Genomic DNA, 15,109 nt, shown 5'->3' with positions numbered 1-15,109 from the left:
TCCTTGAGGATGAATTCCCAGAACTGCTAGCGACTGCTTCCTTCCCGTTCAGCACCCTGGCTTGCAAGGGCCGCCTGTACTTCCTTGTTGCCCGATGCCTTGGTGAAGGCTTCATGATGGACATTCTTCGCAAGGCCCTGCTTCAGCATTGCCGCCCTACAGAAGGAGCGGATCACTGTTCTGAAAACGGATCTCGGACCGCACGGTCTGGGGCGTTTTCCCCGTCCAGGCCTGAAACGCTCGGGCAAAAGAGTTTGCGTCCTCGAAGCCCAGCAGGAACGATATCTCTGCGCCCGTCATTTCGGTGGCGCGCAGGTAGTGATGCGCCAGGGAATGGCGCAGCGTGTCCAGTGTGGCCTGGAAGGTCGTGCCTTCATCCTGCAGTTTGCGCTGCAGCGTGCGGCTGCTGACCGCGAGCTTTCGGCTCACTGCCTGCATGGAGACTTCTCCCGCCGGCAAGGCTTCCAGCAGGGTGCTGCGAACCCGGTCGGTCATGCCGGCGGTCCGGTCCAGGTCGCTCAGTCGCTGGCGCAAGGAGGGCTCAAAGAACTCCCACATCCTGTGGTTCTCGGTCAGGAAGGGACGCTGGGCATCCGCCTTTGCGAATACCAGGGTGGCCAAAGGCGTGTTGGACACGGGAACACCGAAGAAGGATTGGTAAGCGCGTGCATCCGCCTCAAGGCCCGGGCCTGGCGGTGAAGGCCAGCCCACTTGCAAGGGTCGCACAGGGCTGCGCGTCGCCAGCCTCGCCAGCTGCATAAAAAACACCAGCTTGAACACCAGGAACACCGTGGGGGGCTTGATGGCGTCCAGGAAGTCCAGGGTGACCGTGGTGCGCTCGGCCGTGCGCTCGACCTTGATCAGCATGGGCGCGATCAGCTTCACATATTTGGAAAGCCGGTCCAGTGCGCCATCGAGGTTCGCGCTGCACAGTGCGGCGAAAAGCTCCGGTTCGAACCAGTCGGAGGACATCACTTGCGCGATCCGCAATGGCGCAGGCAAGCCTGGGTCCAGGGATTCCGCCTCGGCGTCAATGGCCGTCCAGAGCCTGAAGAACTCCGCCGAGTCGAGGCGCACGTTCTGGCGCGTAAACAGGTCGCCCGGCAACTGCGCGCGGCGCAGGATGGGCGACGTTTGCAACCCGGCGTCCTGCATCAGCACCCGCCAGCCCGGCCACACCGCATAGGCCATGGCCGGATTGCGCCGGCCACCCGATGCAGGAGTGCTTTCTGGATTCATGGCGGAATTCTAGGGCGCGGATCACGCCAGCGCACTAGCCGATGGCGCCAGATAAGCCGGACACGATGGCGCGTTCGGCTGTCAGCCTGGCGCGTTGGGCGAGTGCCAATCGCTCGTTGCGCAGGCAAAGTCATGGATCCAATAGACCAATAGAGGTAGCGAGATGAAAAAGACAGTGTTAATTACGGGTGCATCATCGGGTTTCGGCTTGATGCTTGCCAACAAGCTTCACCAGCAAGGCTTTAACGTCATCGGCACCAGCCGTGAACCCGAGAAGTACGCGGGCAAGGTCCAGTTCAAGCTGCTGCGCCTGGATGTTGATGACGACAATTCCATCAGGTCGTTTACGGAGGAGCTGTTCCGGCACACCCAGCAGCTGGACGTGCTGGTCAATAACGCGGGCTATATGGTCACCGGCATCGCCGAAGAAACGCCCATGGACCTGGGCAGGCAGCAGTTTGAAACCAATTTCTGGGGCACGGTGAAGGTGACCAACGCCTTGCTGCCGCATTTCAGGGCGCAAAAGCGCGGACAGATCATCACGGTGAGCTCCATCGTGGGATTGATCGGCCCGCCCAATCTCTCTTATTACAGCGCTTCAAAACACGCCGTCCAGGGCTACTTCAAGTCCCTGCGCTTTGAGCTCAACCAGTTCAATATCAAGGTCAGCATGGTGGAGCCGGTCTGGTTCAAGACAAACCTCGGCTCCCATGCCGTCTCTGCGCGCAATGGCGGCATCGCAGACTACAACCCCTACCGCAAGCTGGTCAATGCCGCGACGCAAAAAGGCATCGACGAAGCGGAGGCGCCCGACGCGGTTGTCAACACCATCACCAAGCTGATCGGCGCGAAAGAACCGAAGTTCAGCAACCCCGTCGGGAAAATGACCGGAATGATTCTTTTCCTTCAAAGTTACGCACCCAAAATGTTTGAAGGCTCCATCCTCAAAAGTGTGCAAACAGCCAAGGCGTGAACATGAAAGCCTATCTTTGCAAATTTATCCCGCCGCGCGCGGGCTTCCTGGCCACCATGTCGGCTGATGAAAAAGAATGGATGAAGCAGCATGGCGCTTATCTGGACAAACTCCTGGGCCAGGGCCTGATCCTTGCCCACGGTCCCGTGATGGATCCCGCCGGCGGCTATGGTGTTTCGCTCTTTCAGATTCCCGATGGACAGGATATCTCCGCGCTTACGTCGGAGGATCCCATCATCAAGAACGGTGTTGGCCACTATGAGCACCACCCCATGCTTCATCTAAAAACGCGTGCTTGATTCCAGCCAGGCGCACCCTCCTGGCGCTTATGGAAGCTTCGCAATCACCTTGATCTCGAACTGAAAGCCATAGAGCCAGGTCACGCCGACCGCCGTCAGCGTGGGGTGGGGTGCCTCGCCCCAGTACTCGGGCACCACCTTCCAGATCGTTTCGAAGGTCGATTGCGGATCGACCATGAAGACGGTCACGTCCACCACGTCCTCGAAGCTGCTGCCCGCCGCTTTCAGGATGGCGTTCAGGTTGTCAAAGGCGAGGCGGACCTGGGTTTGAAGGTCGGGCTCGGGGGAGCCGTCCTCGCGGCTGCCGACCTGGCCCGATACAAACAGGAAGCCATTGGACTTCAGCGCCGGTGAATACCGGTTGCGGTCATAAAGCGCCCGGCGCCCGGGCGGAAAAACAACTTCACGTTGTGCCATTCATCTTTCTCCTTGCAAATAGGCCGAAACCGGCCTGTGGTTCATGATGAAGACACTGTAGGGCGCAGTGCCTTCCCGATAAACAGGCAAGCCTGTCCATCACTGTTCGTAAAATCCAAACAATCACCCAGGCCGGGAACGCACGGGAAGCACAGATGGACCGTTTCGATGCAATGCAGGCCTTCGCGCGCGTGGTGGAAGCGGGCAGCTTCACCAAGGCGGCAGAGACTTTGCACATGAGCAAGACCAGCGTGACCCAGCTGGTGCAGCAACTCGAGGCGCGGCTGCGCGTGCGGCTGCTCAACCGCACCACACGCCAGGTCAGGCTCACCGCCGACGGCGCGGCCTATTACGAACGTGTGCTGCGCGTGCTGGCCGATGTGGACGATGCTGAGACCAGCCTGTCCAGCGCCTCGGCCTCGCCCCGCGGCCGGCTGCGGGTCGATGTGCCCAGCCCGCTGGCCCGCATGATCCTGGTGCCGGCCCTGCCGGACTTTCATGCGCGCTACCCCGAGATCCAGCTCGACATGGGCGTCAGCGACCGTGTGGTCGACGTGATAGGCGACAACGTGGACTGCGTGGTGCGCGGCGGCGAGCTCACCGACCAGTCGCTGGTGGCCCGCCGCGTGGCCGACCTGCAGCTGGGGGTGTATGCCGCGCCCGGCTACCTGGACCGCGTCGGCACGCCCTCGCACCCGCGTGAGCTGGAGGGAGCGCAGCACCACATCGTGGGCTTTCTGTGGGCGCGCACCGGCAAGGCCTTTCCCTATGCCATGCACCGCGGTGAGGAGAGCCTCAAGGTGCAGGGCCGCCACCTGTTTGCCTTTGACGACGGCAACGCCTACCTCGCGGCCGGCTTGGCCGGCCTGGGCGTGCTGTGGCTGCCGGACTATATGGCCGGGGCGCATGTGGACAGCGGCGAGCTGCTGCCGCTGTTCCAGGACTGGCGCCTGGACCCCATGCCGCTTTATGTGGCTTTTCCGCCGAACCGCCATGTGAGCGCCAAGCTGCGGGTGTTTATCGAGTGGGTGGCCGAGTTGATGGCGCGGCATGCGCCTGTCGGCGGCCCGCGTGAGCGCAAAGAGCGGGCGGCTTCAGCCCCACGCCCGCGCAGGTCGCGAAAGACCTCCTAGCCCTGGCGACATTCAATTCAAGGAGTATTCAAAATGGACATTCTTCGCGAGGCCCTGCTTTGCGCGCGCGCGGGCCGCTGGGATGAGGCGCACACCCTGGTGCAAAGCGACGAGTCACAGACGGCCGCCTGGCTGCACGGCATCCTGCATGTCCAGGAGGGCGACCTGGGCAACGCCGCCTACTGGTACGGCCGGGCCAAGCGGGATTTCGGCGGGCGCGGTACTGTGGATGAAGAGCTGCAACGCTTTGAGGCCGGGTTGCCCTCCTAAGCGCTTCGTCCCCCAGGCGTTTTACAGGCTCGGCTATTGCTTCTGCCGGTAAACGTACAAGGCCGCAAAGGCGGTGAACACGCCGATGATCGCCACGATCACCATAAAGCCGTGCGGGTGCTGGGCCAGCGGCACGCCGCCCACATTCATGCCCAGCAGGCCGGCCACGATGTTGATGGGCAGGGCCAGCACCGTCACCATGGTCAGGGTGAAGACGCTGCGGTTGGTTTCCTCGCTGACCTGGGCGGCGATCTCTTCCTGCAGCAGCTTGATGCGCTCCTTGAGCTCCGACAGATCGCGTATGGTCAATGAGAATTCCTCGGTGGCCTGGCGCAGCTCCTCGAGGTCGCCTTCGCTGACCCAGGGCGGCGGCAGGCGCAGCAGGCGAAACAGCGCGCCCGGCTCGGGCGCCAGCAGGCGCTGCAGCCGCACCAGCACGCGCCGCAGCTTGCCCAGGTCGGCGCGGCGGTTGTGCAGCCGGCCCACCAGGAATTTGTCTTCCACCACGTCGACCTGCACCGTCGCATCGCGCACGATGCGCACCAGCACGTCACCCTGCTCGCGCAGCAAGTGGTTAAGGAAGGACACCGAGGACGCCAGCGGCTTCTTGCCGTTCTTCACCGCGTCGCGCAGCCGGTCTATGGAGCGCAGCGGGTGCGAGCGCGCGCTCAGCGCCATGTGCGGCCCCACGTTGAGCCACAGGCTGGCCATCTCGGCCGGGTCGAAGGCGAATTCGTAAGCCACGTCGTTGACCACGGCGATCAGCGTGTCGTGGGCATCCTCGATGCGCGTGGAGCGCGAGCCTTCGTGCAGCGCCTCAAAAAACTCCGGCACCGGGTTCAGGTGCTTGCGTATGCTGGCCTCGGCCACCGCGTCGCTGAGGTTGAAGTGCAGCCAGACAAAATCCGACTTGCCCTTGGGCTCGCCATTCTTGAGCCAGGCCGCCGCCTCCATCAGGTCCACAGGCACGCCGGGCGCGCCGTTTTCAAAGCGGTAGCCGCAGAGCAGGCCGGTCTTGTCGGCGCCGTAAGTGATGTCCATTCAGGGAGGGGCGTGAAGCCGGCAGTAGGGCAGGGGAGCTTGGGGCTCAGATTCTGAAAGAGGTCCCACAGTGTGTAGCCCCTTCATGACGGTTCGGTGACAGCCAGGCCAAGCCAGGGCGCGAGTCCGGGCCCATCCACCCCTATGTCATAAAGAGGTCATTTTTGGCGGCTCCAATGTAAACGATTACATGAGGAGCGCGAGTGAGCATTCAGGCGGTGGCGGAACAGGCGGGTGTATCGGTGGCAACGGTGTCGCGGGTCTTCAATGCGCCCGGCAAGGTCAGCCCCGAAACCCGTGCGCTGGTCGAAAAAGCCGCACGTGAACGCGGCTACCTGCCCAATGCCAGCGCGCGCTCCCTGCGCACCCAGCGCAGCCGCGTGCTCGGTGTGGTGCTGCCCACCTTGCTCAATCCGGTGTTCGCCGAATGCCTGGAAGGCATCGCGCGCTCGGCCACGCGCGCCGGCTACGCCATCCTGCCGCTGACCACCAACTACCGGATTGAAGAAGAGGAGCAGGCCGTCAACCTGCTGCTGGCCGGCCGCGCCGACGCCATGATCCTGGTGGTCTCCAGCCCTGAGACCTCCGCCGCGCTGCAGCGGCTGGGCGCCGCGCAACTGCCTTATGTGCTGGCCTACAACCGCCACCCCGCCCACCCCTGCGTGTCGGTGGACAGCGAGCAGGCGGTCGCGGCGCTGGTGGCGCGGCTCGCGGCCCTGGGCCACACGCGCATTGCCATGGTCAGCGGCCAGCTCAGCGCCTCCGACCGCGCCCAGCAGCGCCGCCGCGGTTTTCTGCAGGGCATGGCGGCGGCCGGCCTGGCGAACCCGCGGGTGCTGGAAGTGCCTTTTGTGGAAACAGCTGTCAGCGACATCACGGCCCTGCTGGTGCGCGAGCCGCTGCCCAGCGCCCTGGTCTGCTCCAACGATTTGCTGGCCATACGCAGCCTGCGCGCGGCGCACCTGGCCGGGCTCTCGGTGCCGCGCGACCTGAGCGTGGTGGGCTTTGACGGCATCGCGCTCGGTGAAGACTTGCGGCCCATGCTGAGCACCATCACTCAGCCCAATGCCGACATAGGCCGCTGCAGCGTCGAGCTGCTGGTGCAGGCGCTGGCCGGCGGTGCCGCCCTGACACCCGACAGCAGCCTCTCGCTGGCCCACGGTTTTCGCGAAGGCGAATCCTGCGCCGCGCCCTCAGTCAACCCCTAGTCCCCTCACTTTCACTTCATCCACAACGGAGTTCTTATGAAAACATCTTTGCAACGACTCGCCCACGCCGCCGTGCTGGCGCTGGGCCTGGCCGCCGGCGCCAACGCGCTGGCCCAGACCGCCATCTGCTACAACTGCCCGCCCGAATGGGCCGACTGGGGCACGCAGCTCAAAGCCATCAAGGCCAAGACCGGCGTCACCGTGCCGCCCGACAACAAGAATTCCGGCCAGTCGCTCGCGCAGATGATGGCCGAAAAAACCAACCCCGTGGCCGACGTGACCTACCTGGGCGTGACCTTCGCCATCCAGGCGCAAAAAGACGGCGTGGTCGGCACTTACAAGCCCGCCGCCTGGAGCGAGATTCCCGACGGCCTCAAGGACCCGCAAGGCCACTGGTTCACCATCCACTCCGGCACCCTGGGTTTTATGGTCAACGTCGATGCGCTCAAGGGCAAGCCGGTGCCGCGTTCCTGGGCCGACCTGCTCAAGCCCGAGTACAAAGGCCTGGTCGGTTACCTCGACCCGGCCTCGGCCTTTGTCGGTTATGTAGGCGCGGTCGCCGTCAACCAGGCGCGCGGCGGCACACTGGACAACTTCACGCCCGGCATCGAGTACTTCAAGGCGCTGCAGAAGAACGAACCCATAGTCCCCAAGCAGACCTCCTATGCGCGCATGCTGTCCGGTGAGATCGCCATCCTGCTGGACTACGACTTCAACGCCTACCGCGCCAAGTACAAGGACAAGGCCAATGTCGAGTTCGTGATCCCGGCCGAAGGCACCATCGTCGTCCCCTACGTCATGAGCCTGGTGGCCAAGGCGCCCAATGCCGACAACGGCAAGAAGGTGCTGGACTTTGTGCTGTCCGACGAAGGCCAGGCCATCTGGGCCAATGCCTACCTGCGCCCGGTGCGCGCCAGCGCGATTTCGAAAGAAGCCCAGTCGCGTTTCCTGCCCGCCGCCGAATACGCGCGCGCCAAAAGCGTGGACTATGCCCGCATGGCCGCTGTGCAAAAAGGCTTTTCCGACCGCTACCTGAAAGAAGCCCAGTAAAAGAAGCCCAGTAAACCAGCCTGGTAACGAGAGCAGCCATGAGTTCCTCCACCTTCGCGCCCCCGCGCCTGCTGCTGGCCTGCGCGGCGCCGGCAGCCGCTTTCTTCGCGGCCTTCTGGCTTTTGCCGGCGGTGCAGCTGCTGGCCTTGCCCGGCAAGCTGGGGTGGGGGACTTATTTTGTCGTGCTGACAAACACCCGCTACCTGCAAAGCCTGCTGCAAACCCTGGGCCTGTCGCTGGCGGTGACGCTGGCCACGCTGGTGCTGGGCGGGCTGGTGGGCATCACGCTGGCGCGCGCGCGCTTCGCGGGGCGCAAGCTGCTGCTCTCGCTGCTGGCCTTGCCGCTGTCTTTTCCGGGCGTCATCATCGGCTTCTTCATCATCCTGCTGGGCGGGCGCCAGGGCCTGGTGGCCGACCTTGCCGATGCGCTGGGCCTGGGCCGCGTCACCTTTGCCTACGGCCTGGCCGGGCTGTTTTTCGGCTACCTGTATTTTTCGCTGCCGCGCGCCATCGTGAGCTACACCGCCGCGGCCGCCGCCATGGACTTCCCGCTCGAAGAGGCCGCGCGCTCGCTGGGCGCCTCGCGCTGGCGTGTGGTGCGCGACGTCTGGCTGCCCGAGCTTGCGCCCACCACCCTGGCCTGCGGCGCGATTGTGTTCGCCACCGCCATGGGCGCTTTCGGCACGGCCTTCACCTTGGCCAGCAAGTTCGAGGTGCTGCCCATCACGATTTACAACGAGTTCACCAACTACGCCAACTTCGCGCTGGCCGCCAGCCTGTCCATCACGCTGGGCCTGATCACCTGGCTGGTGCTGTTTCTTTCGCGCCGCGCCGCCGGCCCGGCCGCGGCGGGAGCCTGACGCCATGAAAACCCCTCGCCAGGTTTCCCTGCCGCTTGTGCTGCTGACGGCGCTGGTCTCCGTGTTCATGCTCGCGCCCATCGCGCTCTCGGTGCTCGCCGGGCTGGTCAACAACTACAGCACCGGCCTTAAAAGCGGCCTCACGCTGCGCTGGCTGGGCGAAGTGTGGGAGCTTTATGGCGGCACGGTCGCCGCCTCGCTGCTGCTGGCCCTGCTGTGCGTGCTGGGCAATTTGCTGATCGGCATTCCTTGCGCCTATGCGCTGGCGCGCAGCCGCTCGCGCATCGCGCGGGTGTTTGAAGAGCTGCTGACGCTGCCGGTGGCCGTGCCCGGCCTGGCCACCGCGCTGGCGCTGATCCTGGCCTATGGGCAGATCAGCGGCTTCCGGCAAAGTTATGCCTTTGTCCTGGTGGGCCATATGGTGTTCACCTTGCCCTTTATGGTGCGCACCGTGTCCTCGGCCTTCCAGCGGCCCGAGCTGTATTCGCTCGAAGAAGCCGCGCGCACCCTGGGCGCCGGCTTCACGCAGCGCTTTATGGGCGTGCTGCTGCCCGCCGTGCTGCCCGCCATCGTGGCCGGCTGCCTGATGGTCTTCACGCTCTCGGTTGGCGAGTTCAACCTGACCTGGATGCTGCACACGCCGCTCACGCGCACGCTGCCCGTGGGCCTGGCCGACAGCTATGCCTCCATGCGGCTGGAAATCGGCTCGGCCTACACCCTCGTCTTTCTTCTTGTCATCCTCCCCGTGCTGTGGGGCCTGCAGGCCGCCGGTACCCTGATTGAAAAACACCATGGACGTTGAACGCACACGCGTGGACATCACCCACTGCGCCAAAACCTATGCCGACGGCACCCGCGGCCTGCAGCCCACCTCGCTCTCGGTGGAGCCCGGCGAGGTGCTGGCCCTGCTGGGCCCTTCGGGCTGCGGCAAGACCACGCTGCTGCGCCTGGTCGCCGGGCTCGAAGTGCCCGACGCCGGCAGCCGCATCACATTTGGCGACACCGAGGTCACCCACCTGCCGGTGGAGCGGCGCGGCATAGGCATGGTGTTCCAGCACTATGCGCTGTTCCCGCAGATGACGGTGGCCGCCAACATCGCCTACGGCCTGAGCGTGCGCGGTGTGGACGAGGGCGAAAAGCGCCGCGTGGTCGGCGAACTCATAGACCTGGTGCGCCTCAACGGCCTCGAGAAAAAACGCCCGGCCGAACTCTCGGGCGGCCAGCGCCAGCGCGTGGCCCTGGCCCGCGCCGTGGCCGTGCGCCCGCGCGTGCTGCTGCTTGACGAACCGCTGACCGCGCTCGACGCCAAGCTCAAGGAGTCGGTGCGCGACGAACTGGCCGAGCTGCTGCGCCGCCTGCACATCACCGCCATCCACGTCACCCACGACCAGCAGGAAGCGCTGGCGATTGCCGACAGGCTGGCCGTGATGCAGGCCGGCCGCATCGTGCAGGTCGGCCGCGGCGAGGCGCTGTACCGCACGCCCGAGCATCCATTTGTCGCGAGCTTCCTCGGCCGCGTCAATCGCCTGGAGCGCGACGAGGCCGCGCGCGCTGCCCACGTCGTCAGGCTGGGCGACATGGACATCGCCTGCCCGCCCGCCTGGCAGGCGCAAGAGAGCGTGCTGGTGCGGCCCGAGGACATCGAGGTCGGCGAGGTCACCGCCGGCTGGGGCGATGCCGTGGTGGCGCAGCGCGTCTTCCTGGGCGACCGCATACAGCTCAAGCTCTTGCTGCCCGGCCAGGCCAGCCTCAATGCCGAAGTCGGGCGCGACCACCCGGCCTGTATGGGCGACGCCGTCGGCATACGCATACAGCCGCAGCACCTCATGCCCGGCAGCGAACTCTCACTCACCTCCCTATGACCACCTCACTGCTGCAACTCTCGGACCTGCACATACGCGAACCGGGCCGCCTGGCCTACGGCCGCATCAACACCGCGCCCTACCTCGCGCGGGCGGTTGCCTCCATACTCGCGCTGCCGCAGCAGCCCGATGCCGTTGTCATCACCGGCGACCTGACCGACTTCGGTCGCGCGGCCGAATACGCGCACCTGCGCGAACTGCTCGCGCCCCTGGCCATGCCGGTCTACCTGATGCCCGGCAACCATGACGAGCGCGCGCAGCTGCGTTTGAGTTTTCCCGATCACGCCTACCTGGGAAGTGATGGCTTTGTGCAATACAGCGTTGCCATAGGCGGCCTGCAGCTGATCGCCCTGGACACCGTGGTGCCAGGCGCCAGCGAGGGCAGCCTGTGCGAATACAGGCTGGCCTGGCTGGCCCGCGAGCTCGAAAAGCATCGCGGCCGGCCCGTGGTGATTGCCATGCACCACCCGCCCTTCCAGACCCTGATAGGCCATATGGACGACATAGGCCTGCTCAGCGGCGCGGCCGGACTCGAGGCACTGGTCAGCCGTTACCCGAATGTGGAGCGCATCCTCTGCGGCCATTTGCACCGCGCCATCCAGGTGCGCTTTGGCGGCACTCTCGCGGCCACCGTGCCTTCACCGGCCCACCAGGTGCGGCTGGATATCGCGCCCGACGCCGCCTCGGCCTGGATGCTGGAGCCGCCCGGCTTCGGCCTGCATGTGTTGCCGGATGGCGGGCGGCTCGTCAGCCATACCGTGGCCAGCGGGAGTTATGAAGGCCCGTTTCCGTTTTACGAAGGTTCGGTGCTGATCGACTAGACGCCCCGGCTGCACCAGCGGCCGCGGGATATGGTTTCAGTGATGGCTGATGGGGTAAAACGGTATCGCTCATGTAAGCATCTGTGCTTCCATCACTGATTGGGTGTGCTTCTTATCGCATACACGGATGCTGGGGCTTTGGCTTGCTGCTTTAATCACCGAGGTGAGCCGCGGGCGCCGCGTCGGCGGCCGCCGGTTCACTCCCCAAGAAAGCCATGGCAATGACTGAAACCCCTCCCGGCTCCGTGCCGACGGCCCGCGTCACCTTCGAAGTGAACGGCCAGGCGCACACGCTGGACCTGGACACCCGCACCACGCTGCTCGACGCCCTGCGTGAACACCTGCACCTCACCGGCACCAAAAAAGGCTGCGACCACGGCCAGTGCGGCGCCTGCACCGTGCTGCTGGACGGCGAACGCATCAATGCCTGCCTCACGCTGGCCGTGATGCACGAGGGCACGAAAGTCACCACTATCGAAGGCCTGGGCACACCGCACAGCCTGCACCCTATGCAGGCCGCGTTTGTCAAACACGACGGCTACCAGTGCGGCTACTGCACGCCGGGGCAGATCTGCTCGGCCGTCGGCGCGCTCGACGAAATGCGCCGCGGCATCCCCAGCCATGTGAGCGCCGACCTCAACACCCGCCCCCTGCTGTCGCCCGATGAACTGCGCGAACGCATGAGCGGCAATCTCTGCCGCTGCGGCGCCTATTCCAACATCGTCGAGGCCATCACCGAAGTAGCTGGAGGGTCGGCGACATGAAACCCTTCACCTATGAGCGCGCCGGCAGCCCGGCCGAGGCCGCGGCCGCCGTCATGCGCCACCCCGGCGCCAAATTCATCGCGGGCGGCACCAACCTGCTGGACTTGATGAAGCTGCAGATCGAGGCGCCCACGCACCTGGTCGACGTCAACGGCCTGGCGCTCGACAAGATAGAAGCCACACCCGAGGGTGGGCTGCGCATAGGCGCGCTGGTGCGCAACACCGCGCTGGCCGCCGACGAGCGCGTGCGGCGCGACTACGGCGTGCTTGCGCGCGCGGTGCTGGCCGGGGCCTCGGCCCAGCTGCGCAACAAGGCCACCACCGCCGGCAACCTGCTGCAGCGCACACGCTGCCCTTATTTTTACGACACCGACCAGCCCTGCAACAAGCGCCAGCCCGGCAGCGGCTGCAGCGCCCTGGGCGGCCACACGCGCCAGCACGCCGTCATAGGCGCCAGCCAGGCCTGCATCGCCACCCACCCCAGCGACATGGCCGTGGCCCTGCGCGTGCTCGACGCCACGGTGGAAACCGTCAAGCCCGACGGCGCGAAACGTGTGATCCCGATTGCCGACTTCCACCGCCTGCCCGGCGACACGCCGCATGTGGAGACCGCGCTGCAGCCCGGCGAGCTGGTCACCTCGGTCAGCCTGCCCAGGCCGGCGGGCGGCACGCACATCTATCGCAAGGTGCGCGACCGCGCGTCTTATGCCTTCGCGCTGGTCTCCGTGGCCGCTGTCGTGCAGCCTGACGGCTCGGGCCGTGTCGCCCTGGGCGGCGTGGCGCACAAACCCTGGCGCGACGATGCCGCCGATGCCGCCTTGCCGCAGGGCGCCAAAGCCGCGGCGGCGCACCTGCTCGCCGGCGCCCAAACCACCGAAGACAACGCCTTCAAACTGCCGCTGGTGGAGCGTACCCTCGCCGCCGTGCTGGCCCAGGCCAGGAGCGCCGCATGAAATTCGACACCCCCGCCACCACCAACCCGATAGACCAGCTCAAGGTCATAGGCAAAGCCACGGACCGCATAGACGGCCCGCTCAAGACAACCGGCGGCGCGCCCTATGCCTATGAGCGCCACGACGCCGTGCCCGACCCGGCCTATGGCTACATCGTCGGCGCCGGCATCGCCAAGGGCCGCATCACCTCCATGGACCTGGACGCCGCGCGCGCCGCACCCGGCGTGCTGGCCGTCGTCACCGCGCGCAACGCCGGCAAGCTCGGCAAGGGCAGGTTCAACACCGCCAAACTGCTGGGCGGGCCCGAGATAGACCACTACCACCAGGCCCTCGCGCTGGTGGTGGCCAATACTTTTGAACAGGCGCGCGCCGCCGCGCAGCTGGTGCGCATCGAATACGAACGCACGCCGGGCAAGTTCGACCTCGCCGCGCAAAAAGAAACCGCGCCGCTGGCCAAGCCTTCCGATTTCGCCGGGCCGTCCGAGACCCAGGTCGGCGACTTCGCGGGTGCTTTTGCCACGGCGCCCGTGCAGCTGGACGCCAGCTACAGCACACCCGACCAGTCGCACGCCATGATGGAGCCGCACGCCACCACGGCCGCCTGGCAGGGCGACAAGCTCACGCTCTGGACGGCCAACCAGATGATCGACTGGAGCGTGGGCGACATGGCCGCAACCTTGGGCATCCCCAAGGCCAATGTGCGCCTGGTCTCGCCCTTTATCGGCGGCGGTTTCGGCGGCAAGCTCTGGGTGCGCGCCGATGCGCTGCTGGCCGCCCTGGGGGCGCGCGCGGCCGGGCGGCCCGTCAAGGTGGCGCTGCAGCGCCCGCTGATGATCAACAACACCACGCACAGGCCGGCCACCCTGCAACGCATACGCCTGGGCGCGGGCCGCGACGGCAAGCTCACCGCCATAGGCCATGAATGCTGGTCCGGCGACCTGCCCGAAGGCCAGCCCGAAACCTCGGCCAACCAGACCCGTTTGCTGTATGCCGGCGCCAACCGCTTCACCGCCACACGCCTGGCCGTGCTGGACTTGCCCGAAGGCAACGCCATGCGCGCGCCCGGCGAGGCGCCCGGCTTGATGGCCCTGGAAATCGCCATGGACGAGATGGCCGAAAAACTCGGCATGGACCCGATCGAGTTCCGCGCGCTCAACGACACCCAGGTCGACCCGGAACAGGCCGGGCGGCCTTTCTCGCAGCGCCGGCTTGTTGAGTGCCTGCGCCTGGGCGCCGAACAATTCGGCTGGAACCGGCGCCAGGCCCAGCCCGCGCAGGTGCGCGACGGCCGCTGGCTGGTCGGCATGGGGGTGGCCGCGGCCTTTCGCAACAACCTGCTCATGACGTCAGCCGCGCGCGTGCGGCTCGATCAACACGGCGTGGTCACGGTGGAAACCGACATGACCGACATAGGCACGGGCACTTACACCATCATCGCGCAGACCGCCGCCGAGGTCATGGGTGTACCGCTCAACAAAGTGCTGGTGCGCCTGGGCGATTCGGACTTCCCCGTCTCCTGCGGCTCAGGCGGGCAGTGGGGCGGCAACAGCTCCACCTCTGGCGTCTACGCGGCCTGCATGAAGCTGCGCGAAACCATTGCCACCCGCGCCGGCTTCACGCCGCTGGAAGCTGTTTTTGAAGACGGCATGGTCCGCGTCGCCGACCGCGCCGTGCCGCTCGCGCAAGTCGCCCAGGCGGCCGGCGACAAGGGCCTGGTCGCCGAAGACTTTATGGAATACGGCGACCTCGACAAAAAATACCAGCAGTCGACCTTCGGCGCGCATTTTGTCGAAGTCGGCGTCGACGCCGCCACCGGCGAAATCCGCGTGCGCCGCATGCTCGCCGTCTGCGCCGCGGGCCGCATCCTGAACCCCAAGGCCGCACGCAGCCAGGTCATAGGCGCGATGACCATGGGCGTGGGCGCAGCCCTGATGGAAGAACTCGCGGTCGACAAGCGCCACGGCTTTTTTGTGAACCACGACCTCGCGGGCTACGAGGTGCCGGTGCATGCCGACATCCCGCACCAGGATGTGATCTTCCTGGACGAAACCGATCCGGTTTCTTCGCCTATGAAGGCCAAAGGCGTTGGCGAGCTTGGGATTTGCGGGATTGCGGCCGCCGTCGCCAATGCGGTTTACAACGCGACAGGGGTGAGGGTGAGGGACTATCCCATCACGCTTGACAAGTTGTTGGAGCGATTGCCAAACGTGGTTTGAATT

At 65.7% G+C, this 15,109-nt stretch carries 16 protein-coding genes; 13 read left to right on the top strand and 3 right to left on the bottom strand.

All coding sequences use genetic code 11. The annotated features are described in order from the left end of the window. Positions 1-156 precede the first annotated feature (156 nt). Complete coding sequence (locus ACEN9P_RS07195) at positions 157-1,191, bottom strand: AraC family transcriptional regulator (RefSeq protein WP_495621528.1); 1,035 nt, start codon at positions 1,189-1,191, stop codon at positions 157-159. 211 nt (positions 1,192-1,402) lie between these two features. Here ACEN9P_RS07195 and ACEN9P_RS07190 point away from each other — a divergent pair, with 211 nt between their 5' ends. Both ACEN9P_RS07190 and ACEN9P_RS07185 read left to right on the top strand, forming a co-directional pair. Further along, on the top strand, positions 1,403-2,212 hold the full coding sequence (locus ACEN9P_RS07190) for an SDR family NAD(P)-dependent oxidoreductase (protein ID WP_495621527.1): 810 nt from the start codon (positions 1,403-1,405) through the stop codon (positions 2,210-2,212). 2 nt (positions 2,213-2,214) lie between these two features. Then, entirely contained in the window at positions 2,215-2,511 is a 297-nt protein-coding gene (locus tag ACEN9P_RS07185) for a YciI family protein (protein ID WP_495621526.1), read from the top strand. Between the two features lie 27 nt (positions 2,512-2,538). On the opposite strand, the gene ACEN9P_RS07180 is transcribed toward ACEN9P_RS07185, so the two are convergent. Beyond that, a complete protein-coding gene (locus ACEN9P_RS07180) occupies positions 2,539-2,928 on the bottom strand; it encodes a RidA family protein (RefSeq protein ID WP_495621525.1) in 390 nt (129 codons plus the stop codon). A gap of 155 nt (positions 2,929-3,083) precedes the next feature. On the opposite strand from ACEN9P_RS07180, the gene ACEN9P_RS07175 reads away from it, so the two are divergent. Together ACEN9P_RS07175 and ACEN9P_RS07170 are read left to right on the top strand one after the other, a co-directional pair. Then, positions 3,084-4,061 carry a LysR family transcriptional regulator gene (locus ACEN9P_RS07175; RefSeq protein ID WP_495621524.1) on the top strand — a complete coding sequence of 326 codons (978 nt, stop codon included), beginning with the start codon at positions 3,084-3,086 and terminating at the stop codon, positions 4,059-4,061. Positions 4,062-4,094: 33 nt separating this feature from the next. After that, the gene (locus ACEN9P_RS07170) at positions 4,095-4,331 is read left to right on the top strand and encodes a hypothetical protein (RefSeq protein WP_495621523.1); all 237 of its coding nucleotides are present in this window, start codon (positions 4,095-4,097) and stop codon (positions 4,329-4,331) included. Between the two features lie 33 nt (positions 4,332-4,364). On the opposite strand, the gene ACEN9P_RS07165 is transcribed toward ACEN9P_RS07170, so the two are convergent. Beyond that, the gene (locus ACEN9P_RS07165; RefSeq protein ID WP_477715118.1) at positions 4,365-5,372 is read right to left on the bottom strand and encodes a transporter; all 1,008 of its coding nucleotides are present in this window, start codon (positions 5,370-5,372) and stop codon (positions 4,365-4,367) included. Positions 5,373-5,575: 203 nt separating this feature from the next. Here ACEN9P_RS07165 and ACEN9P_RS07160 point away from each other — a divergent pair, with 203 nt between their 5' ends. From ACEN9P_RS07160 to paoC, 9 genes are all read left to right on the top strand, one after another. After that, a complete protein-coding gene (locus tag ACEN9P_RS07160; protein WP_495621522.1) occupies positions 5,576-6,580 on the top strand; it encodes a LacI family DNA-binding transcriptional regulator in 1,005 nt (334 codons plus the stop codon). 36 nt (positions 6,581-6,616) lie between these two features. Beyond that, on the top strand, positions 6,617-7,630 hold the full coding sequence (locus tag ACEN9P_RS07155; RefSeq protein WP_495621521.1) for an ABC transporter substrate-binding protein: 1,014 nt from the start codon (positions 6,617-6,619) through the stop codon (positions 7,628-7,630). Positions 7,631-7,668: 38 nt separating this feature from the next. Continuing rightward, the gene (locus ACEN9P_RS07150) at positions 7,669-8,490 is read left to right on the top strand and encodes an ABC transporter permease (protein WP_477715121.1); all 822 of its coding nucleotides are present in this window, start codon (positions 7,669-7,671) and stop codon (positions 8,488-8,490) included. Between the two features lie 4 nt (positions 8,491-8,494). Beyond that, positions 8,495-9,292: an ABC transporter permease gene (locus ACEN9P_RS07145; RefSeq protein WP_495621520.1), complete on the top strand. Its 798-nt coding sequence runs from the start codon at positions 8,495-8,497 to the stop codon at positions 9,290-9,292. Continuing rightward, positions 9,282-10,352, top strand: a complete 1,071-nt coding sequence (locus ACEN9P_RS07140; protein ID WP_495621519.1) for an ABC transporter ATP-binding protein — start codon at positions 9,282-9,284, stop codon at positions 10,350-10,352. The genes ACEN9P_RS07145 and ACEN9P_RS07140 overlap by 11 nt, the downstream gene beginning before the upstream one ends. Next, positions 10,349-11,173 (top strand): phosphodiesterase, encoded by an 825-nt coding sequence (locus tag ACEN9P_RS07135; protein ID WP_495621518.1) that lies wholly within the window; start codon positions 10,349-10,351, stop codon positions 11,171-11,173. Before ACEN9P_RS07140 ends, ACEN9P_RS07135 begins: the two co-directional genes overlap by 4 nt. A 215-nt stretch (positions 11,174-11,388) precedes the next feature. Then, complete coding sequence (paoA, locus tag ACEN9P_RS07130; RefSeq protein WP_495621517.1) at positions 11,389-11,937, top strand: aldehyde dehydrogenase iron-sulfur subunit PaoA; 549 nt, start codon at positions 11,389-11,391, stop codon at positions 11,935-11,937. Continuing rightward, the gene (locus ACEN9P_RS07125) at positions 11,934-12,890 is read left to right on the top strand and encodes an FAD binding domain-containing protein (protein WP_495621516.1); all 957 of its coding nucleotides are present in this window, start codon (positions 11,934-11,936) and stop codon (positions 12,888-12,890) included. Before paoA ends, ACEN9P_RS07125 begins: the two co-directional genes overlap by 4 nt. Then, positions 12,887-15,106, top strand: coding sequence for an aldehyde oxidoreductase molybdenum-binding subunit PaoC (paoC, locus tag ACEN9P_RS07120; protein WP_495621515.1), 2,220 nt, complete (start codon positions 12,887-12,889; stop codon positions 15,104-15,106). Before ACEN9P_RS07125 ends, paoC begins: the two co-directional genes overlap by 4 nt. The last annotated feature ends 3 nt before the right edge of the window (positions 15,107-15,109 follow it).

Source organism: Polaromonas sp. Polasp52 (assembly GCF_059491565.1).
Note: the sequence above shows the minus strand (reverse complement) of the source record. Positions and strands in the feature narration are given on the sequence as shown.

Bases quoted from the DNA above. Each gene is read 5' to 3' on its own strand.
- ACEN9P_RS07140 (WP_495621519.1), top strand. From the start codon at position 9,282: ATGGACGTTGAACGCACACGCGTGGACATCACCCACTGCGCCAAAACC.
- ACEN9P_RS07180 (WP_495621525.1), bottom strand. From the start codon at position 2,928: ATGGCACAACGTGAAGTTGTTTTTCCGCCCGGGCGCCGGGCGCTTTAT.
- ACEN9P_RS07125 (WP_495621516.1), top strand. From the start codon at position 11,934: ATGAAACCCTTCACCTATGAGCGCGCCGGCAGCCCGGCCGAGGCCGCG.
- ACEN9P_RS07165 (WP_477715118.1), bottom strand. From the start codon at position 5,372: ATGGACATCACTTACGGCGCCGACAAGACCGGCCTGCTCTGCGGCTAC.
- paoC (WP_495621515.1), top strand. From the start codon at position 12,887: ATGAAATTCGACACCCCCGCCACCACCAACCCGATAGACCAGCTCAAG.
- ACEN9P_RS07170 (WP_495621523.1), top strand. From the start codon at position 4,095: ATGGACATTCTTCGCGAGGCCCTGCTTTGCGCGCGCGCGGGCCGCTGG.
- ACEN9P_RS07195 (WP_495621528.1), bottom strand. From the start codon at position 1,191: ATGGCCTATGCGGTGTGGCCGGGCTGGCGGGTGCTGATGCAGGACGCC.
- paoA (WP_495621517.1), top strand. From the start codon at position 11,389: ATGGCAATGACTGAAACCCCTCCCGGCTCCGTGCCGACGGCCCGCGTC.
- ACEN9P_RS07135 (WP_495621518.1), top strand. From the start codon at position 10,349: ATGACCACCTCACTGCTGCAACTCTCGGACCTGCACATACGCGAACCG.
- ACEN9P_RS07175 (WP_495621524.1), top strand. From the start codon at position 3,084: ATGGACCGTTTCGATGCAATGCAGGCCTTCGCGCGCGTGGTGGAAGCG.
- ACEN9P_RS07155 (WP_495621521.1), top strand. From the start codon at position 6,617: ATGAAAACATCTTTGCAACGACTCGCCCACGCCGCCGTGCTGGCGCTG.
- ACEN9P_RS07190 (WP_495621527.1), top strand. From the start codon at position 1,403: ATGAAAAAGACAGTGTTAATTACGGGTGCATCATCGGGTTTCGGCTTG.
- ACEN9P_RS07145 (WP_495621520.1), top strand. From the start codon at position 8,495: ATGAAAACCCCTCGCCAGGTTTCCCTGCCGCTTGTGCTGCTGACGGCG.
- ACEN9P_RS07185 (WP_495621526.1), top strand. From the start codon at position 2,215: ATGAAAGCCTATCTTTGCAAATTTATCCCGCCGCGCGCGGGCTTCCTG.
- ACEN9P_RS07150 (WP_477715121.1), top strand. From the start codon at position 7,669: ATGAGTTCCTCCACCTTCGCGCCCCCGCGCCTGCTGCTGGCCTGCGCG.